The sequence below is a fragment of the Nostoc sp. 'Lobaria pulmonaria (5183) cyanobiont' genome (genome assembly GCF_002949795.1).
Taxonomy (GTDB): domain Bacteria; phylum Cyanobacteriota; class Cyanobacteriia; order Cyanobacteriales; family Nostocaceae; genus Nostoc.
This window is the reverse complement of the sequence record NZ_CP026692.1, coordinates 1,018,038-1,039,373: the sequence shown is the minus strand read 5'-3', so window position 1 is coordinate 1,039,373 and position 21,336 is coordinate 1,018,038. Positions and strand designations below refer to the sequence as shown.

The following is a 21,336-nucleotide window of genomic DNA, read 5'->3' as shown; positions in this document are numbered from 1 at the left end:
AAATTTTGAATAAAATTCAGAATAATAGTATAATTTATGACTATGTAAATATGTGATAGATTTTGACATTTACGGGTTAAACATAAATATTCTCTTGATTAGGTTAACACTACAAATCTGTTGTCTAGTAAGTAAGAATCCAATGAATACATAGATAAATTGAATAACTACAAGTATTATTTCTCAGAGAAGCATCATAATTGAGTCAAAGTTTTTGGTTATTTTTTAATATAAGTCAAGTTAAGAAACAAAGTAGTTATTTATAAAGCAAATATTAATTTTTAATATGTTGCTTGATAAACATAATATAGGTTAAATGAATCTTCAGTAAAAAGTAAACCGAAACAAAGCTCAGATTTTGCATCTCATCTACCAACGAACCCGCTTTGCAAGTCCCTTACAGCGCTAATAGCTTAAGTAAGGGCAATTCATCAATTACCCCAACTAGAAATCGCTATAATAATGTCTTATATTACACAACCTCGCTCGTAATAATCTGTTAGTAATATCAAATCTGCTTAATCACCAACTATTTATAGGTATTCAATTGCTAGACAAGAGATTAGCGATCGGTACATTTTCTCAGGACTTAATCTTACTATGATGAAATATTTTAGTGAGAGAATCAAGACTTATGCAAATTAAATTAGTTGACAAAAATCAACTTTTAGTGCATACTTGATAACAAGTTTATCCAGATTTTGATCTCATTTTTATTAGCGCTTCGTTATTTTTAAAAGTTAAGTTTTCTGACTAGCGCTATTGTATTTTACGCTACGGGATTAGATGAGAAAATAGGATATAACTTAGGAAGCTTTGAAGTAACACGCCATTAATTTTCACGCCACAATAGTAAGTTTGGGCGGTAAAAGCGTACAACAATTCATATAAAACCAATTTAGACCCATCCACTTGATTTAAGGTAGAAAACCCAGAGGAAAAACCCTCTTGGTAATTTGCGGATGAGTCTATTCTAATCAACTAAATATAACCAGGATATTCCCTAAAAAAGTAGAATTGGAATGAAAATATGGCAGTAAATAAAGAAAGTCGATTATTCACAAAACCCGTAGGCCGATCGCAAGTAATTTTAGCAGCTTCTCTCACTTTAGCAGCTGGATTAATCGCTTTCTATAGTTTGACACCCTATTGGTCTAAAGCGAAAGTTGTGACAGCGCCAGCAAACCCTCCCAAAGCTGCCACGCCTGCGAAAGTTGCCGTGACAGCCTTGGGACGTTTAGAGCCAGAAGGCGAAATTACTACTTTGACTGCTCCTACTTCTAATAATGGGGTGCGAGTAGATAGACTCTTGGTGAAAGAAGGAGATGCGGTTAAAGCAGGGCAATTATTGGCCTATCTCGAAAATTATGGTCGTTCTAGAACCGCATTACAACAGGCTATAGACCAACTGCAAGTTGCCAAAGCTAAACTAGCGCAGGTGAAATCTGGAGCTAAAACCGGAGATGTCGATGCTCAAAAGGCTGCGATCGCCCGTTTAGAGCCACAATATAAAGGGGACGTTGCTACACAACAGGCGACAATCGACCGCATCCAGGCGGAAGTAGACAACGCTCAAGCTGAGAACGATCGCTATCAGCAATTATATAAACGAGGTGCGATCGCGGCTTCTGTAGCAGATACCAAAGCTTTGCAACTAAAGACTACACAACAGCAGCTAACAGAAGCTCAAGCCACCCTCAAGCGGACTCAAGACACATTCCAAGAACAACGCAAGCAAGCACAAGCGCAACTCACCAGTATTAGTGAAGTGCGTAGTGTAGATGTTCAAGTAGCACAAACCGAAGTTAACAGTGCAACAACTTCTGTTCAACAAGCAAAAGCCGACTTGGATTTAAGTTACATTAAATCTCCCATAAATGGCAAAATTTTGAAAATTCACGCCAAAACCGGAGAAGTAATCAGCACCAATAGAGGATTTGCTGAGATAGGTAAAACATCTCAAATGTATGTGATTGCAGAGGTGTATCAAACCGATGTTCAAAAAGTGCGTGTAGGACAAAAAGCCACAATTAACAGCACTGCATTTACTGGAACAATAAAAGGAACTGTAAAAGAGATTGGTTGGCAAGTTGACAGGCAAAACATCTTTAGCCTAAACCCTGGTTCAGATACAGACCGCAGAATAGTTGAAGTGAAAATCTCCATCGATAATCCCGCAGATAGTCAAAAGGTCGCTCGTTTAACTAACTTACAAGTGGATGTCGCCATTCATATTTAGTCATCGGGCATAAGTCATTCACAAATGACCAATGACAAATGACAAATGACAAATAATAAATAAATCCATGATTTTCAAAATTCCTTTAGCATGGCTACAGCTAGCCCAGCAAAAAGTTCGTTTATTAGTAGCTGTAGCCGGTATTGGTTTTATTGTGCTGCTAATGTTTGTGCAACTTGGTTTTCAAGATGCCCTCTATTCTAGTGCAACCGCAGTCCATCAGAATCTCAAAGGAGATTTATTTTTAGTTAGTTCGCAATATAAATCTTTGACCTCAAATCAAAGTTTTTCACGGACTCGTTTATACCAATCTTTGGGGTTTGATGGTGTAGAGTCAGTTAGCCCCATGTATTTGCAATTTGCCAAACTTAAAAATCCGGCAACTAGTGAGAAATATTCAATATATGTTATTGGTTTCGATCCAGGTAAACCTGTGATGAACATCCCAGAAGTTGAGAAAAATTTAGATAAACTCAAAACTCCCGATGTTATGCTTTTTGACCGGGGTTCTCGCCCAGAGTTTGGGCCAATAGCTGAAAAATTTAATGCGGGAGATACTGCACAGACAATTGAAATATTTCCCTTCAATTCATTAATTGGTTATAGAGTGAGAATTGGTGGCTTATTCACCTTAGGGCCTTCCTTTGGGGTAGATGGTAATTTACTTGTTAGTGACTCAACTTTCTTGAGGATAAATCCTAATACTCGTCCAGCAGAGATGATAGATATTGGTTTGATTTCCCTCAAACCTGGTACTAATGCAGAAACAGTACTGAAAAATTTACAAGCAAGTTTGCCTAATGATGTCCAAGTTTTTACACGTCAAGGCTTTATTGATTTTGAAAAAAAATATTGGGCTGTCAGAACACCCATTGGTTTTATTCTTAACTTGATGTTAACAATGGCTGCGGTTGTTGGTGTAGTTATTGTTTATCAAATTCTTTACAGCAATATTGCTACACAGTTCGTTGCTTACGCCACTTTAAAAGCCATAGGTTATGCCAATAGCTATTTATTAAATGTGGTATTTCAGCAAGCTTTGATTTTAGCAATCTTAGGTTATATCCCAGGATTTATTACTTCTGTCTTGTTATATAGTTTTGCAGCGGAAGCAACTAAGCTGCCAATAATTATGACCACTAATAATGCAGTAATTGTTTTAACTTCAACAGTTTTAATGTGTATAACATCAGGAGCACTTGCTATCAACAAACTCCGCTCCGCAGATCCAGGAGATATTTTCTAAATGATTACTAGCAGTAAAATAATCAATTTATTTTGCCACGATAGATACTGATAGCTAAGTATTAGTGCAGCCTCTCTACAGAAAATTTCTTCTTATACCAATTTTAGATTTTAGATTAAAAGTATTTACCAAAACTCAGATTTGGTGTTACTTCAAGTCTTTTATCTAAAAACTCAAATTCACCTATTTAACAATAATTTCGATTTTATGAACCTCAAAGACAAAACTCTCCTAATTACTGGGATTAATGAATTTGTCGGTTTGCGTACAGCCGAGTTAGCCATAGCGCAAGGGATGAAGGTTCGCGGACTACAAAGTTCTACAGCACAGAACAAACAATTACAGAATTTAGGTGTAGAGGTAATTATTGGTAGTATCACCGATTCTACTATTGCTCAAAAGGCTTGTCAGGGAGTAGATATCGTTTTACATACAGAGCAAATTGCGGAAGAAGCTGGTGCAATTAAGCATTTTCGTGATGTGAATGTTGGCGGTACTGTCAATATGGCTAAAGCCGCTAAACAGTCTGGTGTCAAAACATTTGTGCATCTTTCCAGTGTGATGGTTTACGGTTTCAACTATCCTAATGGTGTTACAGAATCCGGGCCACTATCTGGCGAAAATAATCCCTACTGTCAAACTAAAATAGAAGCTGAAACAGCAGTCTTAGAACTGAATAATCCTCCAGATTTTGGCATCATCATTATTCGAGCCGGAGATGTTTACGGTCCAGGAAGTATCCCCTGGATAGTCAGACCAATTCTGATGATGCGCCAAAAATTATTTGCTTGCGCCAATGATGCTAAAGGAGTAATCAATCATGTATATATAGATAACCTGATTGATGGCATCTTTCTCGCAATAGAAAAAGAAATTTACGGTGAAATATTTAATATCACTGATGGACAAGAAACTTCGTGGAAAGAGTATTTTATGCGTTTAGCAGCAATGGAAGATTTACAAGCACCCCTTTCATTATCGAAAGATGAAATCAAGTTGTTTCTAAAGCTACGTGTTCAAGGACAAAAGCTTTTTCGGAAAAAAGTTGATATTCTACCAGAGTCTATAGATTTTATGACTCGTCCTTACGCTTGTTCCATTGCCAAAGCCCAAAATCTGTTAAATTACAAACCAGTAGTTGACCTAGAATTAGGAATGCAGCAAACACATGAATGGCTGCAAAAAACAGATATTCAAAGCTTGATGAAATAGTTCACATATTTTTGGGAATTCAGGTGTGACGAGTCGGAATTCAGAATGATTGCAAAATGAATAAGCTAGAAGACACTGGATTTACTTGAAATCATTAAGCTTGGTATCAAAGTATTCTTAATTCTGACTTCTGGATTCTGAATTCTGAATTTTTATGTTGCATCTACCTAACTACGATTAAGCATAAACTAATCCACAGATTTTCCGAATTCTTGTTTTCTATGAGTAACAATCAGCCACGATTGAGCATCGGATTACCTGTATACAATGGTGAAAAATTTATCAAAGAAGCCATAGATTCACTCTTGGCTCAGACCTTTGAAGATTTTGAGCTAATTATTTCAGATAATGCATCTACAGATAAAACTGAGGAAATTTGTAGAGCTTATGCCGAGCAAGACCAGCGTATTTGTTACTACCGCAATGACAAGAACATCGGTTGTGCTGGTAACTTTGATCGCGTCTTGAAACTGTCTTCGGGTGAGTATTTTAAATGGGCAGCCTATGACGATCTACATTCTCCAGATTTTATCAAGAAGTGTGTTGACGTACTTGACCAAGATCCTACCATAATCTTGTGTCACTCCCAGGCATATTTCATTGATGAACAGGGGAATTTTATCCAAAATTACGATATCAAAGTCAAGGCAGATGCACTAAAACCACACGAGCGTTTTCACGAATTGCTGACTAAGCACTTATGTTATCAATGTTACGGGGTAATTCGTGCTAGTGCTTTGAAAAAGATACTGCCTATGGGTGGTTATGGTAATGCAGATGGAATTCTCTTGTTAAGACTTGGTATTCTCGGTAGGTTTTATGAAATTCCTGAATACCTGTTTTTCGTCAGAAGTCATCCGCAACAATCAATGAGTATGTTTTTTCCCAATTATTTGTTGTTAACAAATAAAAATCAAAAATCCTTCTTGAGTATGCTGCCTGATTTTTATGCGTATACAGTGTGGTTTGATTCAGCAAAGAAAGGAAAAATTTTATTGCCACATTGGAGAATGATTTGGGAGTATATACTCTCCATCTGGTGTTGTCCCCTGAGTTTATATGAGCGGCTGTGTTGTCATATAAGTCTGTATCAGCAGTTAAAAGGGACAGAATATCTTTTGCTGAAAGATTTGCTAATGGCGTTGCAAAAACTTTGGAAAGCTTGGAACCCAGCATCAATTAAAGAGGAGCAAGTCATACTTTCAAAGAATCAGTTCGCAAATAAAGGTTGACTAACGCAGCTTTTTATCAGCCCCAAAATCACCTATTCTGACTACAAAATTATGCTGAAACTATCTCAACTATCTCATGTTTTGCTTGCTACTTTAGTGAGCATCAGCTTTGCGAAAACAGTGAACGCAGAGCCAACTACAACACTTAGTGTTGTAGTAAATGGAATACATCACCAAAAAGGTGAGATTTGCTTCCGAGTTTATGCAAATGAAAAAGGATTTCCTATGAGTAGTAGTAGTGAAGCTCAAAGTGGCTGCGCTAAGATTAATGGCAGTTCGGTAAAAAAAGAATTCTCCGGTTTGAAACCTGGAACTTATGCTGTCGCTGTGGTTGACGATCAAAATGGCGATCGCAAACTCAATAAAGACTTTTTCGGTATTCCCAAAGAAGGTTTTGGGATTTCTAAAAATCCAACTGTGTCCATACAAACAGGTACACCAAAGTTTCGTGATGCCAGTTTTGTTGTAAACAAAAATACAACAGTTAACATCATGATGAAATATTCGCTTGATTCGTAAAGGCAACTGGGGAGAGGAAGTTAAAAGGTAAAAGGCAAAAGTAAATAGAAAAGAATCTTTTGCCCTTTTACTTTTTACTTTTTACTTTTTAATGCCCAATCCCTCATTCTGTCGGAGACTAAAAATTTAATGGAAGATTTGGCAATATTTCTGTCTAAGTCTTTGATGAGTTGGCTGGTTATTCAGGTGTGTTTCACGCTTGTCTTTATATGGTATCTGCGCTCGTCTAAAAAAAACTTATTACCAGACGATCAGTTACCCAAAACAGCAGTAATTCTTTGCTTACGCGGAGCCGATCCGTTTTTGCCTAGATGTTTGCGATCGCTCCTAAATCAAAACTATCCACAGTATGATTTAAAATTAATCGTTGATAGTCACGAAGATCCCGCTTGGAAAATTGCTAGTGAAACCATCACTGAGCAAGAAGCGACTAATGTTCAAATCAGCCCTTTGAGAATAGTACGCAACAGTTGTAGTCTCAAATGCAGTTCTTTAATCCAAGCTATTCGCGATCTAGACGATTCTTATAAGGTGGTTGCTTTAGTAGATGCTGATACTATAGTTCATTTAAATTGGCTGCGAGAATTAGTCAGTCCTCTAGGTGATGCGAAAGTCGGCGCAACAACCGGCAATCGTTGGTACGTACCGACAGGCAGGTATTGGGGTTCTTTAGTGCGGTACGTCGGCAATGTGTCCACAGTAGTGCAAATGTTTATCTTCCAAATTCCTTGGGGTGGAACTTTGGCTGTGAAAACAGAAGTACTTCGCCAAACAGAACTGCTAGATAAATGGGGACAAGCTTTAGGCGAAGATTTCATGATGCACAATATCCTCAAAAAACATGGTTTTCAGGTAAAGTTTGTGCCTTCGCTGCTAATAGTCAATCGTGAAGAGACTGATTTATTCAACTTAATAGACTATCTCAAGCGCCTTATGCTTTTTTCTCGACTGTATCATCCCCGTTGGTTGGCTCTGGTTAGTGAAGCTGTTTCTAGCATTTTGTTTCCGACTCTACTGATTATTTTAGTTCTAGAGTCGTTGTTAGAGGCAAAATGGGAAGCTGCGGCTCTGTTCTTAGTCTGCTATGGAGTCTACACTGTCGGATTACTCTTGATGATGCTGGTGTTGGAATTAGAGATACAGCGAATGGTTCGCTCTAATGACCAGGCGATCGCCAAATTATCAGTTGCTACAATTATCAAAATGTTGATTGCGATTCCCCTGACACAGTGGGTTTATGGGTTAGCGATGCTATCATCCCTGTGGACATCAACAGTCACCTGGCGCGGTGTCAGCTATCGCGTTAAAGGGCCGTGGAATGTCCATCTGGTGGAATATCGCCCTTATCAATGGTTGGATCAGCCTATTAATAGCAAGGTTTCTCTTTGAATTAAATTGCTAAATATCAACTAGGGCATGAAAGTTATTACACTAAACATTCCCTATTATTGAAATTGTATTATCTTATATTTAGTACAACTATGTTAGCTATAACCCTTGTCAAAAGATCCGCTTTTACTTGTTGAATACCAAAATGGATTTGCATTAATGGCAAGGGTTTAGACAAATGCATTAAGGGGAATTTTGACTTAGCATTTTGGATGTTTTGATAGTTTCAATCCAGATTTATAAACATCTACTTCAAAATCGACAATCTCGGCTATTTGACAAGGCGTAAATCATTAGTCTAACTGTATTAACGGGAATTTATGAGCCAAATAATCAGGATGTTCATCAAATATTTGCTGCGTAAATCCTAAGTTAACAACCAGCAATTTTGTGAAATATTCCCCTTTATTATGACTAAGCAAAAACTTCGCATTGCACTGTTTACAGGGTTATACGCTCCTTTCTTAACTGGTGTTTCCGTTGCAGTTCACCAACGAGTTCGTTGGTTGCTAGAACAGGGACATGAGGTTTTTCTAATCCATCCCCAAATCAACGATCGCTACCCCAAAAATGTTGGCGATCGCCCCATGCCAGGTTTAGAGGAAATTCAATCTTTTCCCAATTTCTCTGCTTACGCATTCCCTACAGAACCACTGGTATTCTACAAGTCTCTTCCTCAACCGTTGAACTATCGACATTGGAGCGATACCAAGTTGCTGGAGAAATTTCAGCCTGATATTATCGTGGTTGAAGAAGCAGCGCAAATGAGAGGTTTATACTCATTTTTCTTGCAAGGTTATGGTCGCCCTATCGGCACTCAATACGCAAGACGAACAGGCACGCCAATAATATCACTCTTCCATACAGATATTGTTGCATATATCAAATATTACTTTGGAGATCGCTTCTTTAATTTGGTTCGTCCGATTATTCCCCTTTTAGTTAAGCAGTTTAGTGAGTCTTATAACTTCAATTACTTCTCTTCTAAAGAACAACTGACTAAATACGAAGAACTGAAATGCCAACGCGCTGAATACGTCGCTTATCAAGGCATCGATTGCGAAAAATTTCACCCGCGAAATATCTGTTACGATCCAATTCCCAATGATAACCGACCAACTCTGTTGTTTGTCGGACGCATCACCCCCGAAAAGAATGTCAACCAATTACTTGATATCTTTCCAGTCATAGCTGCCAAAATTCCTGATGTGCATCTGGTGATTGTTGGTAGTGGGCCGTTAGATGAAGAGATCCGTCAGCGTGCTAAAAAGTTTGGAGCGGGTATTACTGTATGGGGTGAATCTCACGGTACGGAACTTCTAGGTTGGTTTGCTAGAGCAGATGTTTTTGTCAACCCCTCCGTCACCGAGAACTTCTGCACGACAAATAACGAAGCGCTAGCGTCTGGAACCCCTCTGGTTGCTGTTGTTGCACCGTCAACCTCAGAACAGGTATTTCCTGGTCGTAACGGTTTCCTTGCCCAACCTAACAACCCTACAGACTTTGCCCAAAAGGTAATTGCGATTCTGGAAAATCCCGGTTTGAAAGCAGATATGACTAGACACGCTCGCCCCTCTATACTTGACTTTGATTGGTCAGCATGTATGCAAAAACTTGAACACAAACTTTACCAAATCGTTGAAGGAGCGCAGAAGGTTGAGGTAGGTACAGGCAATATAAGACGATAACGATAACAAACACGGGGCGATCGCTAGTATTTACAGTACTAGCGATCGCTAGCACTGCAACTTTTTGCACCAACAAGTTTTAGGATTAGTAGAAGCTGTGAGTTAATAAAACTTTGAATTTTTCCCTTCCCTACTAGGCTGCACCTTAGTTGCATCAACCTGCAACATAGTTGCATCGACCTGCAACATAGTTATATCAACCTGCAACATAGTTATATCAACCTGCAACATAGTTGCATCGACCTGCAACATAGTTGCATCGACCTGCAAAAATTAAACACCTTGCTGGCGTCACAAGAGTAATAGCGTTGGCGTAGCCCACCGTAGGTATCGCTTGCTGGCTTGACCAAAATTAATTATCTTAAAACTTTGCAATATAAGAAATTGTTTAGAAATAACTTGGTGTTTTACCAATATAGGACTTACGCAGAATAGATCCCCCAACCCCCTTAAAAAGGGGGCTTTTCAGATCCCCCCCTTTTTAAGGGGGGTTAGGGGGGATCGAGGTTTCAGGTTTTCACTGCGTAAGTCCTACAATATTAAACACATCCAACTCGCACTGCTGTAGTTGCAGTTTCAGTGCGGTTTATTACTCCTAACTTATTTAATACCTGGCTGACATGATGCCTGATCATAGAAGTACTCAGTTTTATTCGTTGAGCGATCGCTTCATTACTCAATCTTAAAGCCAGCAGCGCTAACACATCTCTTTGTCCCTTGCTCAGTTAATTGCATTGATCAAGGTGATGACTGTACAATTCATAGCGCTAATGATTAAGCAAAATTTGGGCGATCGCTTTGTCTCTGCGGTTAAAGCCCACAGGTGCAGGATTTTTATAACCAAATGATTTCCAAAATCCACTTGATCTCCGGCTTACCTCGTTCCGGTTCTACCTTACTCGGAGCCTTACTGCGGCAAAACCCCCGGTTTCACGCCAGTATGTCTAGCCCTGTGGGTAGTCTGGTGAACCGAATGCTGGAAGCCATGAGTGAAGACAATGAATTTTCCGTCTTCATCACCCCTGAGCAAAAACGGGCATTAACCTTAGCTATTTTTTCCACATTTTACCAGTCGCAAGCTGATAAAGAAGTCATCTTTGACACTAATCGTTTGTGGTGTAGCAAGTTGTCCTTAATTCAAGAGCTATTTCCTACCTCAAAGGTGATTTGCTGCGTGCGGAATGTCGCTTGGATTATGGATAGCATCGAACGGCTGATTAGAAAAAATGCTTTTGATGTGTCGCGGATGTTTAATAACGCTGGTGAACGGTCTACAGTTTACACGCGCACCGAAGCCTTGAGTCAAGGGGGACGGTTAGTGGGGTTTGCTTACAACGCCCTCAAAGAAGCATTCTATAGCGAATACAGTGCGTCCTTACTTTTGGTGGACTATGACTTATTAACCCAAGCACCTGATAAAACCATATCGCTGATTTATCAATTTTTAGAAGAGGAACCCTTTGAGCATGATTTTGCCAATGTGGAATACGAAGCTTTGGAGTTTGATAATCGCTTGAATACCAAAGGATTACATCATGTGCGTCCCAAAGTCGAGTTTCAACCGCGACTGACAATTTTACCGCCGGATTTATTTACTCAATATGATGGGTTGTCTTTTTGGAAGAACCCTAGCAATAGTCTGGCAAATGTGATTGTGGCTCAACCAGTAGAAGCGGTGAGTTAATCAAGCTTTGAAAATCTGTGATGCTGCTTCGAGCTAGAGGCATAACGCGTCTGACAAATAACTGCTCATTTACCTACAACATTCGTAAAAAATCAAATGACAAATTTCATCGTCAACCAAGCCACAGATAACGGCACCGGCAACACTAAAGGCAGCCTCAGTTATGCAATTCGCCAAGCCAACCAACTAGCAGGGAATGACACGATTACCATTGATAGCGATGTCCGCGTCACCTCTGTGCCGAAAACCTTGGTGAACAGCAATATCACGATTGTGGGTAACAACCACAAAATCAGCGGCGATGCCAATAACAACGGCATCAACGACAACGGCGACGTGCGCCCCTTATTTATCTTGTCGGGAAGCGTTGATATTTCTAACTTGACGATCACCAACGGACGATCCCAAGGCGGAGATAGTAGCATCGGTGGCGCCGGTGCTGGACTGGGCGGTGGCTTGTTTATCTATGATGGCAATGTTTCTTTAACGAATGTCGCTTTCAGTAAGAACACAGCCCAAGGTGGCAATCACGGCAACGTCTACAGCGGCTACGGCAGCGGCTTGGGCGGCTTCGGCGGCGGCTACGGCTTCGACGGCAGCTTCGGCAGCTTCGGCAGCTTCGGCGTCGGTGGCCTCAAGGTCATCGGCGGTGACGGCGGCGACGGCGGCTTCGGCGGCGGCGGCGGCTACAGCTACTACGGCGGCGGCGACGGCAGCTTCGGTGGCGACGGCGGCTTCGGCGGCGGCGGCAGCGGCGGCGGCGGCGGCAACTACGGCCACAGCAGCCCCGGCGACGGCGCCTTCGGCGGCGGCAACGGCGGCTACTACAAAAACGCCGGCGGCGGTGGTGCGGGACTGGGGGGTGGGATTTTTGTCCGCAGTGGTTCTTTAACCCTCAGCAAGACTAGCTTTACCAATAACACGGCTACAGGCGGCACTGCGAGTGAGAGTAACTCAGGTCTTGGCTTGGGTGGGGGGATTTTTATCATCCAGTCCCTCACCAATACCAACGGCAATAACCAAGGAATGCCAACTGTCCTGCCAACTGTTACGGCTGTAAATAATCCTACCTTCAGTGGCAACCGTGCAGCTAATGATGCCGGGACATCCACCAATAATGATAATGTCTACGGCACAATTACTCCCCTCAACCTGACGGGAACTCCGAATGCAGATGTCCTTACCGGCACAGCTAGAAACAACATCATCAATGGATTAGCTGGTAATGATATCCTCGTTGGCGGTGCAGGCAATGATACCCTGATTGGTGGTGCCGGTGCCGATCGCTTCCTTTACAATACGAATGCTCCCTTTGTCCTGACTGCTATTGGTGTAGATACCATTAGTGATTTCAAACACTGCCAAGCTGACAAGATTGTCTTAGATAAGACTACCTTTAATACTCTTGCCTCTATTCCGGGAACAGGTTTTAGTAACGCCAGTGATTTTAAAATAACTTCTTCAGCGGCGACTAGCACGGCGAAAATTGTCTACGACGCTGTGAGTGGGCAGTTGTTCTACAACCCAAATGGCAGCGCGGCTGGTTTTGGCAGTGGCGGTCAATTTGCGACTTTGACTGGTGCGCCAACTTTAACAGCTACTGACTTTATTGTTCAAGTGTAGCAAGAAGTTTAGTATATAGGCTGGGCAACTAGTTTGTTCAGCCGACAAGCTTGCTGCTGCAACTTAGATGCATCGACCTGCAACTTAGATGCATCAACCTGCAACTTAAATGCATTAACTTGCAACTTGGATGTATTGGCTTGCAATTAAGTTGCATCGACTTGCAACTTAATTGCATTGACTCGCAACTTTGATGCATCGACATGCAAAAATCAGCTTATCCCTTCCCTAACCTTGTTTTATCTAAAAATCTCACCTTACTGTTAGTTTTAGAGTTGTAATGGGCACATTAAATATGTACCTTACAAGAGTATATTGATATGTCTACCCAAGATACAACACGCCGTTTGCGCCCTCAATTAATTAGTGAAGATGTGACTTCATGGCATGGTTTGCAAACCATCAGTACATACGACACAAACCGTGCTGATGCCTCTGCTGCAAATTTACAGCAAGCTTATCAAGCTATGTTGACACAGCAACAAGCCGAAACCGAGAAATTAGCTTTATACCGTGCTGCTGCTGATGCTGCGCGATTAGCAGAATGGGAATTTCACAATGCGGTATTAGCCATGAAAGAAGTTGTGCGCGGGCAATATGGATTAAATAGCGATCAAGCCCAAGCGGTTGGATTGAAGAAAAAATCAGAGTACAAGCGTCCCAGCCGTAAAAAGTTAGTCGCATCATGAGCTAGCAAAAATTAACACACTCAACTCTATATGCGATCGCTCTTTTATCTTCTTCACCACCTTAGCTAACGTTAACGCAAGCTAAAACCGAGGTGGGGTGCTTTTATTATCCTCTTGCATTTTTGTATTTGCATTGCTGTGCTATTTAAACGCAACCTACGGCAATGCGATTGTTTCGGCTTGCAATGCGATTGTTTCAGCTGACAATGGCATTGTTTCAACTCACAATGCCATTGCATCGGCTGACAAAAATTAATCCACTCTATAAAGTTGTGCGATAAAATCTACAATTGGGTCAAGCTAGTCTTAGCACCATGCCACCCGTGGAAGATCGGCATAGTAAACAATCCCCACGCCAAACCTGTAATTAACCCAAAAGGCGTAACCAGATAGTTATTAAAACTCCACAAACCAAAAATCTGTGCTGCCAATTCCAAAGGATAAGCCATCATCAGCACACTTGCTAAAACTGCACCACTCCCGCCATACTGATTTAACCAGTAAAATCCTTTACCACCAGTTACGCCATACAGCAGACGAGTAATTAGCAAACCCGTGACAGTGCCGTAGCAGCGCATACACACAGCCATAATAAACGGTGGTGCTAAATCTAACCCCATATTTGGTTGCGGACAGACATGATTACCCATGAAATAAATGATGTCCGCAATCCCAGGAAGCAAAGACACTCCAGACGCAGCCAAAAAGGGAGCGATAGGCGGGCCAAAAACCATCCCTACCAACAAGAAATCAGCTATAAAACTGACCCAATTAATCTGCAACTCTTCACTAAAAGCTACTCTTGTCATCTTCCTTTCTTCGCGCCCTTTGCGTCTTCGCGGTTCGTTCTCTTAACCTACCTTATTTACATAAGGACTTGTCAACTTATCCAACTGCTGAATCAACAGACTGAGGAATAATCCCACATCCGTCACCACACCCACCGATTCTACAGAACCGCGATCGCTTAACTTAGTCACCACAGCTGGATTAATATCGACACATACCATTTTCACACCTGCCGGGGTCATATTTCCCACGCCAATGGAGTGCAGCATCGATGACAGCATCAAAATCATCTCTGCACCTTCTAGGTGTTTGGCATATTGCTCCTGTGCTTGAATCAAATCCATTTGGGTATCAGGCAAAGGCCCGTCATCCCGAATCGAACCCGCAAGCACAAAAGGTATATTATTGTGGACGCATTCATACATGACGCCACTTTTAATTGCTCCCGCCTCCACAGCTTTGGGAATGCTGCCATAACGGCGGATACTATTAATTACCTTCAGGTGATGGCGGTGTCCACCATGCACGGCGACACCCCGCTTCATATCTACACCCAAGGAAGTGCCCATGATATTTTGCTCGATGTCGTGAACTGCGATCGCATTACCAGCCAGCAGAGCCTGTACATATCCTTCCCGAACCAGTTGCGCCAAGTGTTCGCCGCCACCAGTGTGAATTACTACAGGGCCAGCCGTGACAACTACTTTACCACCAGCATCGCGGATTTTACGCAATTCCCAAGCCACTTGTTCAACGACTAATTCCACGCGCCGTTCGCTGGAAACTCCCGCCGACATAAAGCTGAATTCTTGAGTGCTGCGGAGTTCCCGCGATTCAGTTTTGCGGATAGTGCGGATACCTAAAACGTCTACAATTACCTGTTCGCCAACTTTTAAATCGCGAAGGATTTTACACCGAGCAACTAAACCTGTGGAAGTTTGAGTAATAGCGATCGCGCCATCCATGCGTTGATTTTCCACCTTCACCCACTGACCATTAATTCGCACTTCAGTGGGATAAATGGTACTGACGTAGAAATCATCAGGTGCAACGCCATCTTGAATTACTGGCTCTAGTTTGGCATCTCGCTCATCATGGGGTAAATCTACAGCACCCAATTCAATCAACCGGGAGATGATTTCTTCCATCACCTCATGGGATGGTGCTGATACTCTCACCTCGGCGGCTGAGGTACTTTGCCGTTGTTCTCCCAAGTTGAAATTCAGGACTTTGAAACTTCCCCCAGCATCTATAATCAAATCCAAAGCGCGGTTAATTAAGCCAGCATCTAGCAAATGTCCTTCCATGCGAATGACGCGGCTTTCTACCGAGACATTGGCATGAATTTCATCTCTAACTGGTTCTGTCACCCGCAAAGTTAAGCATTTAGCTGCACCACCAGCTTTGAGAAATTCCGTAAGCGGCGTTTCCAGCACTTGGAAACCTGCATCCGCAAGACGGGTTTTCAAAGCATCACTCGTTTTGTTCATGATGACGATGCTATCCACATTTACCGCATTACAAGCGAAGTTGACTGCATCAGCCTCTTCAATTGCAATTCGCTTTTCTGGTGCGACTCGCATTTCAATTAAGCGGTTGGAGTAAGAATCAAAAGCACCGGGATAGTAAAGCAAATAGCCATTTGCTAGGGGACAAAAACAGGTATCTAGGTGATAGAAACGTTCGTCTATTAATCGTAGGGATAGCACCTCAATATCCAGCCATTTAGCTAGATAAGGGTGAGAATCTAATTCCGAGCGGAAACCGTATCCCGCCCATAACCAGCGTCCTTCCCGATCTAGCAGTGCGTCTCCTGCTCCCTCAAAGGGCAAATCTTTGGGAAGTTCATTGACTGTATAACCATTTCCCTCAAACCATTGCTTGAAGTAAGGTTCCTCTCCCTGACGTTCCTTGTGCAAAAAGCGACTGAGGACGACATTATCGCCCAGAACTAAGCCAGCGTTGGCAGTAAAAACCAAATCAGGCCAGCCTTTTTCCGGTGGTACTAAATCTACAATGGCGTGTTCTTTGAGGATTTGATGTAGTCCCTGCCACTGTTCCACGGCGCGATCGCGCGATGATTTGTGAATATTCCCTTCCATCCAAGGATTAATCACATAGTCCACGTCGTAGTGGTCAGGAGGGCACATTAAAAAGCGAATCCGGGAAGTCATAAAAATCTTACAAGCGTTTTGTATGCTACAAGCTTACTTTGAATACAGACTTTTGTTTTTTTTACAGGTAAAATCCGCTACTAGAGCTTCTATCTTTTGATCGTTGAAGACTTTACAAAGGCTTCAATCATCAATTCTATGGTAATAATACCAATTCAAAATTCAAAATTAAGAAAGCCTAATTTAATCTGGGTTTCCAAGAAAGTGGGGCAGGGGAAAACACCGTTAAAAGCCCTAAATAGTAAATACAGCAGTTTGCAAGTAAATGAGGTACAAAATGCAAGACTCAACATCAGATAAAAATAGTTTCTACCTCCTGCCTCCTGGCTGCATCGCTGTCGTTAGCGCGTAAGGTGGCAACCGCAATGTTAGTAGCTATGTTTTTAGTGGTGGTGACACTATCAGGGTTAGCTACTGGGGGTGTATTAGAGGGCGAAGCAACTAGTACCGCAAGGCGGAAGTCAAAAGTCAAAAGTCAAAAGTCAAAAGTATAATGGAATGGGCTTTTTAGGGATTTTAAATGGTTGCTTTATTTACGCCGTGGCGTACTAGATCAAATTCATCGGCATTGGCACCGAAATCTGTATCAAATGCTCTCAAATCCACAGTTTATAGTATGCTAAGAACAAGCAACTAACCATCATACTCGGCAGATATAGTCAAGCGATCGCTCATTTTCCCAGCGTTCGCTTTTAACTTTTTACCAACACCTGTGGCTTCTTGGTAGCAAAAGCCCCCGCAAGTCTAAGTGCAGCAGTGGGGTTTGGGTGAGCAAAAAACTCTTCAATCGCGGGGCAAAGGTGATTATGTATGTCAATAAAAATACACTGAATTGACCATAGCTCATGCCTTTGTAGTTTCCGGATGATGGACTTAGTTTTTGGTCTATACATTTGGCTATTTCCATCTTTTTTAGCCATATCAACGTGTGATACGTTCGACCTGATTAGCGAGGGCAGATTCCTCCTCGCTATGGGAAGGTAGAGCCGGAGCCTGACCACGGCTATATTGCCGTGGCGAACAGCCCATGATCCGCTTGAAGGCTGTGCTGAAGGCTGCTTCGGATTCATAGCCAAGCGCCAGTGAAATGACAGAAACCGGATCGCTCGAATTCACCAGCTTGTCCCCCGCCACCAGCATCCGCCAGCGTGTCAGGTATTCCATCGGTGACTTACCCACCCTCTCTTTGAATTTCTGGGCAAAGGTCGATCGCGACATGCCGGCGCACTCCGCCAGTTCCTGTAATGTCCAGCGATACCCCGGCTCTTCGTGCATGGCGTTGATCGCCGCGCTCATCTGTTTATCCGCCAGAGCGAATAGCCACCCAACTCCACCGTTCAACCCTTCCGCCAGATGCAGCCGCAGGGCCTGAACCAGCATCATCTGGGCGAGGTGCTGTGCGATCAATAGGCCTCCTGGCTGCGGCTCGCGCAGTTCCTCCGTCATCCGCTCGATAAACCAGCGCAGCGCGGCCTTGTCCGATTCTTTCTGGAGATGCACAATCGGCGGCAGCACCCCCAACAGGATGCTGGCGTGATTGCCGGTCAGGGCGAAGTGCCCACAGACAAGAAAGCAAACTGCGCCGCCGTTGAACGAGCCGATGCTCCCATTCTTTGAGGCACGAAACGTGAAGAAGTCAACAGGCGGCAAGGTCAGGTCGCTCGCAAGGCGGAAGGGCCGCCCACGCGGCAGCAGGAAGCAGTCCCCCGCCTTCAGCTGCACCGGGTCGGGAACGCCATCTACCGACAGCCAGCCTTGACCGGAAACAACGGCGTAGCATTTGATACCTGCGTGTTTGGGGAACTGGAGGCACAAGTCTCCACCGACATCAAAGCCACCGCACCCATAACTGTGCAGTTTCAGCAGCGACAGCACATCCGAAAGCGGATCCATAGACTATCCCGGACGATTGCGAAAGTAATACGGACTTTATAGCATAGCCAAACTCTTTTCAATCACCTATCTTAAGCCTAGTGGGCTGCGAGTGTAGTCTGAAAACGAAGTGAAGGAGAAGTTGTGATGCGTGTTTTCGTAACAGGTGCTACCGGCTTTATCGGTTCTGCTGTTGTTCAGGACCTGATTAACGCGGGCCATCAGGTGCTCGGTCTTTCTCGCTCAGATGTGGGTGACAAGCCTCTTATTGCCGCAGGTGCTCAGGTGCATCGAGGTGATCTTGAAGACCTGGAAAGCCTGCACAGTGGAGCCGCGATATCGGATGGCGTGATTCACACTGCGTTTATCCACGACTTCTCGAAATTCCAAGAGAACTGCGAAATTGACAGGCGCGCCATCGAGGCGCTCGGCGACGCGCTCGCGGGATCGAACCGCCCTTTAATCGTCACCTCCGGGATATCCCCCACATCAGGCCGCCTCACCACAGAGGACGATGTGCCTCCTTCCGGCTCTAGCCTGACTCCCAGGGTGTCGGAAGAGACGGCAGAGGCGGCCGCGGCGCGCGGCGTGCGCGTGTCGGTGGTGCGCCTGCCGCAGGTGCATGACCGGGACAAGCAAGGCCTCGTCACCTATATGATCACTCTCGCTCGCGAGAAGGGTATCTCGGCTTATGTCGGCGACGGGCTCAACCGCTGGCCCGCGGTGCACCGGTTTGATGCTGTACCCCTCTACAGGCTGGCGCTTGAGAAGGGATCTGCCGGGGCGAAGTATCACGCAGTCGCCGAAGAGGGTGTGCCGGTTCGAGAGATCGCAGAGGCAATCGGCCGGGGCTTGAAGATACCGGTCGTCGCCAAGTCCCCCGAAGAGGCAGCCGATCATTTTGGCTGGCTCGGTTTCTTCGCTGGTATGGACGGTCCAGCTTCAAGCGCGTTGACGCAGCAACGGCTGGGATGGAGTCCGACACAGAAGTCTGGGCTCATTGCTGATCTCGATCGCGCGAGCGCTTTCGGAGGTTGAGAAAGGCCTTCATCGCGAGGAGCAAAGTCAATTTTTTAACGTAGATGCAAAACTGCCGTAGGCTAACGCAAAGAATGCATACTCCTACGGAAAAGCAAGCTACACGTTGGGTTTCGTAGAGAAGAACGTAAAGGAAGAGAAGGAAGAAATGCTTAACTGAACTGTATTGTCCTATAAATAATTTGCTTCTCCTGCCCCCTGCCTCCCTCAAGCAGTCACTATATAAGACGAATTGATTGCTGCTACACGACCAGCATCTACCAAAGCTTGATACACTATCGCCGCTACCTCAGCGCGTGTAGCATCGCGGGTAGGATTGAGTTGTTTCAGGTTTGGGTAATTGACGATAATTTCCTTGTGTATAGCTTTTACTACCTCATCCTTGGCATATTCAGGAATCTTGGCTTGGTCATCGAAAACTTTGATAGTTGCCGTACCATCGCTAGATAACCCCAGTCCATTCACTAAAGAGACAATTACTTGCACGCGCTGGATATTTTTGTTGGGACTAAAGGTATTGTCGGGAAAACCAGAGAGAAATAAACCTTGATATGCCTGCTGAATTACCTTGGATGCCCAGAAGTCTGCTGGTACATCTTTAAATTTGCTCGCCGGACGGCTTGGTGGTGGATTGAAAGCTTTTACCAGTATTGCCGCGTATTGTGCCCGTGTCATCGTCGCATCGGGTTTAAATGTGCGATCGGGAAAACCATTAACTATTCCCAATTTAACTAATTCCCGAATAAATCCACCTGCCCAATGATTTGCAATATCGGTTAATTCAATAGTAGGTGTTGGTGTTGGTGTTGGGGTTGGAGTTGGTGTTGGGGTTGGGGTTGGGGTTGGTGTTGGCGTTGGAGTTGGAGTTGGGGTTGGAGTTGGAGTTGGCGTTGGGGTTGGTGTTGGAGTTGGTGTTGGTGTTGGTGTTGGTGTTGGAGTTGGGGTTGGGGTTGGAACTGAACTATCTGCAAACTCTATGTTTCCAGTAACTTTAGACGCATCTATTTTATTTCCTAGAGAAATCAGCTTGTTGGAACTGACATTTTGCAAATCAAATTTACCGTTATTGCGTAGAGTATTGCCCCCTGGATTATTGGTACTGCCGATATCCGGTAGAGCAGTTCCAATCACTGTAATCCCATCATCAGTATTATTTTCACTAACATTATTACGTAATACGGGACGGGCACTACCAGAGATGACTATCCCAGAACGGTTTTCATAAATTCTGTTATCTCGAAGGATGGGTGATGCAGTATCACTAATGGCAATGCCAAAACCTGTTTTGAAGTAGGTATTATTTTCAATTTGACCTTTAGAATTTTTAGCGATCGCAATTCCATTAGCTGCATTCTCACTGAACACATTACCTAGAATCACTGGGTTAGCATCGCCAGTGGCAAATACTCCCTCCCGCTTATTGTTGATGAAGGTGCTATTAGCAACAGTAGGGGCAGTTGATTCAATCCAGACACCACTACCACGGCTAGCCAAATTTGTTACAGTCACTCCCCGCAGTTCAGCTTTATCTAGCAGCACAAAAGTGACATTCTGACCAGCAAAAGTACGGCTCATATAGCTACCACTTCCTTCAATCAAAATGCCATTGCCTTTATTGGTTTCATTACCCACAACTGTTACGCCAGATGGAATCGTTAACGGAAAGACTTCACCGCTAGCAGCATTGTAATTACCATTTGCTAGTTGAATCTTAGTATTAACAGTAGCTACCTTGAGGGCTTGCGTAATAGTTTTGAAAGGGGCTTGTTGGCTACCTGGGTTGGCATCACTGCCTGCTACTGAATTTACGTAAAAAATTTGAGCCATATTTATACTTTCATAAAATACATAGCTATCCTAGCGCTAACCATGAAGATGGGTAGCAGTTGATGCATTAAGTAAGTTTAAGTACTTCTCACTACAAAGTTAAAAAATTATTGAC

Annotated in this window: 18 protein-coding genes; 11 read left to right on the top strand and 7 right to left on the bottom strand. The window is 43.4% G+C overall.

Translation table 11 applies throughout. The features are described from left to right. Positions 1-1,030 precede the first annotated feature (1,030 nt). The 7 genes from NLP_RS04405 (at position 1,031) to NLP_RS04375 (ending at position 9,525) form a co-directional block, all read left to right on the top strand. Positions 1,031-2,239, top strand: coding sequence for an ABC exporter membrane fusion protein (locus NLP_RS04405; protein WP_104905321.1), 1,209 nt, complete (start codon positions 1,031-1,033; stop codon positions 2,237-2,239). Positions 2,240-2,306: 67 nt separating this feature from the next. Further along, a complete protein-coding gene (gene devC / locus NLP_RS04400; protein ID WP_104905320.1) occupies positions 2,307-3,485 on the top strand; it encodes an ABC transporter permease DevC in 1,179 nt (392 codons plus the stop codon). Between the two features lie 207 nt (positions 3,486-3,692). Further along, complete coding sequence (locus NLP_RS04395) at positions 3,693-4,697, top strand: NAD-dependent epimerase/dehydratase family protein (RefSeq protein ID WP_104909772.1); 1,005 nt, start codon at positions 3,693-3,695, stop codon at positions 4,695-4,697. Positions 4,698-4,918: 221 nt separating this feature from the next. Further along, on the top strand, positions 4,919-5,929 hold the full coding sequence (locus NLP_RS04390; protein ID WP_104905319.1) for a glycosyltransferase family 2 protein: 1,011 nt from the start codon (positions 4,919-4,921) through the stop codon (positions 5,927-5,929). A gap of 51 nt (positions 5,930-5,980) precedes the next feature. Continuing rightward, positions 5,981-6,448, top strand: coding sequence for a DUF2141 domain-containing protein (locus tag NLP_RS04385; RefSeq protein ID WP_199784760.1), 468 nt, complete (start codon positions 5,981-5,983; stop codon positions 6,446-6,448). Between the two features lie 129 nt (positions 6,449-6,577). Continuing rightward, positions 6,578-7,837: a glycosyltransferase gene (locus NLP_RS04380; RefSeq protein WP_104905317.1), complete on the top strand. Its 1,260-nt coding sequence runs from the start codon at positions 6,578-6,580 to the stop codon at positions 7,835-7,837. 410 nt (positions 7,838-8,247) lie between these two features. Beyond that, positions 8,248-9,525 carry a glycosyltransferase gene (locus NLP_RS04375; protein ID WP_104905316.1) on the top strand — a complete coding sequence of 426 codons (1,278 nt, stop codon included), beginning with the start codon at positions 8,248-8,250 and terminating at the stop codon, positions 9,523-9,525. A gap of 539 nt (positions 9,526-10,064) precedes the next feature. Here the strand turns inward: NLP_RS04375 and NLP_RS04370 are convergent. Beyond that, entirely contained in the window at positions 10,065-10,250 is a 186-nt protein-coding gene (locus NLP_RS04370; protein ID WP_104905315.1) for a response regulator transcription factor, read from the bottom strand. A 119-nt stretch (positions 10,251-10,369) separates the two neighbouring features. Between NLP_RS04370 and NLP_RS04365 the strand changes: the two genes are divergently transcribed. Both NLP_RS04365 and NLP_RS35465 read left to right on the top strand, forming a co-directional pair. Then, on the top strand, positions 10,370-11,209 hold the full coding sequence (locus NLP_RS04365) for a sulfotransferase family protein (protein WP_104905314.1): 840 nt from the start codon (positions 10,370-10,372) through the stop codon (positions 11,207-11,209). Between the two features lie 96 nt (positions 11,210-11,305). Further along, positions 11,306-12,832, top strand: a complete 1,527-nt coding sequence (locus NLP_RS35465; protein ID WP_158680283.1) for a calcium-binding protein — start codon at positions 11,306-11,308, stop codon at positions 12,830-12,832. Between the two features lie 8 nt (positions 12,833-12,840). Here the strand turns inward: NLP_RS35465 and NLP_RS32780 are convergent, their stop codons facing one another. Further along, the gene (locus tag NLP_RS32780; protein WP_158680282.1) at positions 12,841-12,978 is read right to left on the bottom strand and encodes a hypothetical protein; all 138 of its coding nucleotides are present in this window, start codon (positions 12,976-12,978) and stop codon (positions 12,841-12,843) included. A gap of 174 nt (positions 12,979-13,152) precedes the next feature. Here NLP_RS32780 and NLP_RS04350 point away from each other — a divergent pair, with 174 nt between their 5' ends. Further along, complete coding sequence (locus tag NLP_RS04350) at positions 13,153-13,521, top strand: hypothetical protein (protein ID WP_104905312.1); 369 nt, start codon at positions 13,153-13,155, stop codon at positions 13,519-13,521. Between the two features lie 284 nt (positions 13,522-13,805). Here NLP_RS04350 and NLP_RS04345 read toward each other — a convergent pair whose 3' ends face one another. The 4 genes from NLP_RS04345 to NLP_RS04330 form a co-directional block, all read right to left on the bottom strand. Further along, the gene (locus NLP_RS04345) at positions 13,806-14,330 is read right to left on the bottom strand and encodes a DUF2085 domain-containing protein (RefSeq protein ID WP_104905311.1); all 525 of its coding nucleotides are present in this window, start codon (positions 14,328-14,330) and stop codon (positions 13,806-13,808) included. Positions 14,331-14,372: 42 nt separating this feature from the next. Continuing rightward, positions 14,373-16,484, bottom strand: a complete 2,112-nt coding sequence (gene argZ, locus NLP_RS04340; protein WP_104905310.1) for a bifunctional arginine dihydrolase/ornithine cyclodeaminase — start codon at positions 16,482-16,484, stop codon at positions 14,373-14,375. Between the two features lie 292 nt (positions 16,485-16,776). After that, the gene (locus NLP_RS32775) at positions 16,777-16,956 is read right to left on the bottom strand and encodes a hypothetical protein (RefSeq protein WP_158680281.1); all 180 of its coding nucleotides are present in this window, start codon (positions 16,954-16,956) and stop codon (positions 16,777-16,779) included. A 449-nt stretch (positions 16,957-17,405) separates the two neighbouring features. Beyond that, positions 17,406-18,377 carry an AraC family transcriptional regulator gene (locus NLP_RS04330; protein WP_104905308.1) on the bottom strand — a complete coding sequence of 324 codons (972 nt, stop codon included), beginning with the start codon at positions 18,375-18,377 and terminating at the stop codon, positions 17,406-17,408. Positions 18,378-18,503: 126 nt separating this feature from the next. Between NLP_RS04330 and NLP_RS04325 the strand changes: the two genes are divergently transcribed. Further along, the gene (locus NLP_RS04325) at positions 18,504-19,394 is read left to right on the top strand and encodes an SDR family oxidoreductase (RefSeq protein ID WP_104905307.1); all 891 of its coding nucleotides are present in this window, start codon (positions 18,504-18,506) and stop codon (positions 19,392-19,394) included. A gap of 207 nt (positions 19,395-19,601) precedes the next feature. On the opposite strand, the gene NLP_RS04320 is transcribed toward NLP_RS04325, so the two are convergent. Continuing rightward, positions 19,602-21,221 (bottom strand): DUF1565 domain-containing protein, encoded by a 1,620-nt coding sequence (locus tag NLP_RS04320; RefSeq protein ID WP_104905306.1) that lies wholly within the window; start codon positions 21,219-21,221, stop codon positions 19,602-19,604. Positions 21,222-21,336 lie beyond the last annotated feature (115 nt).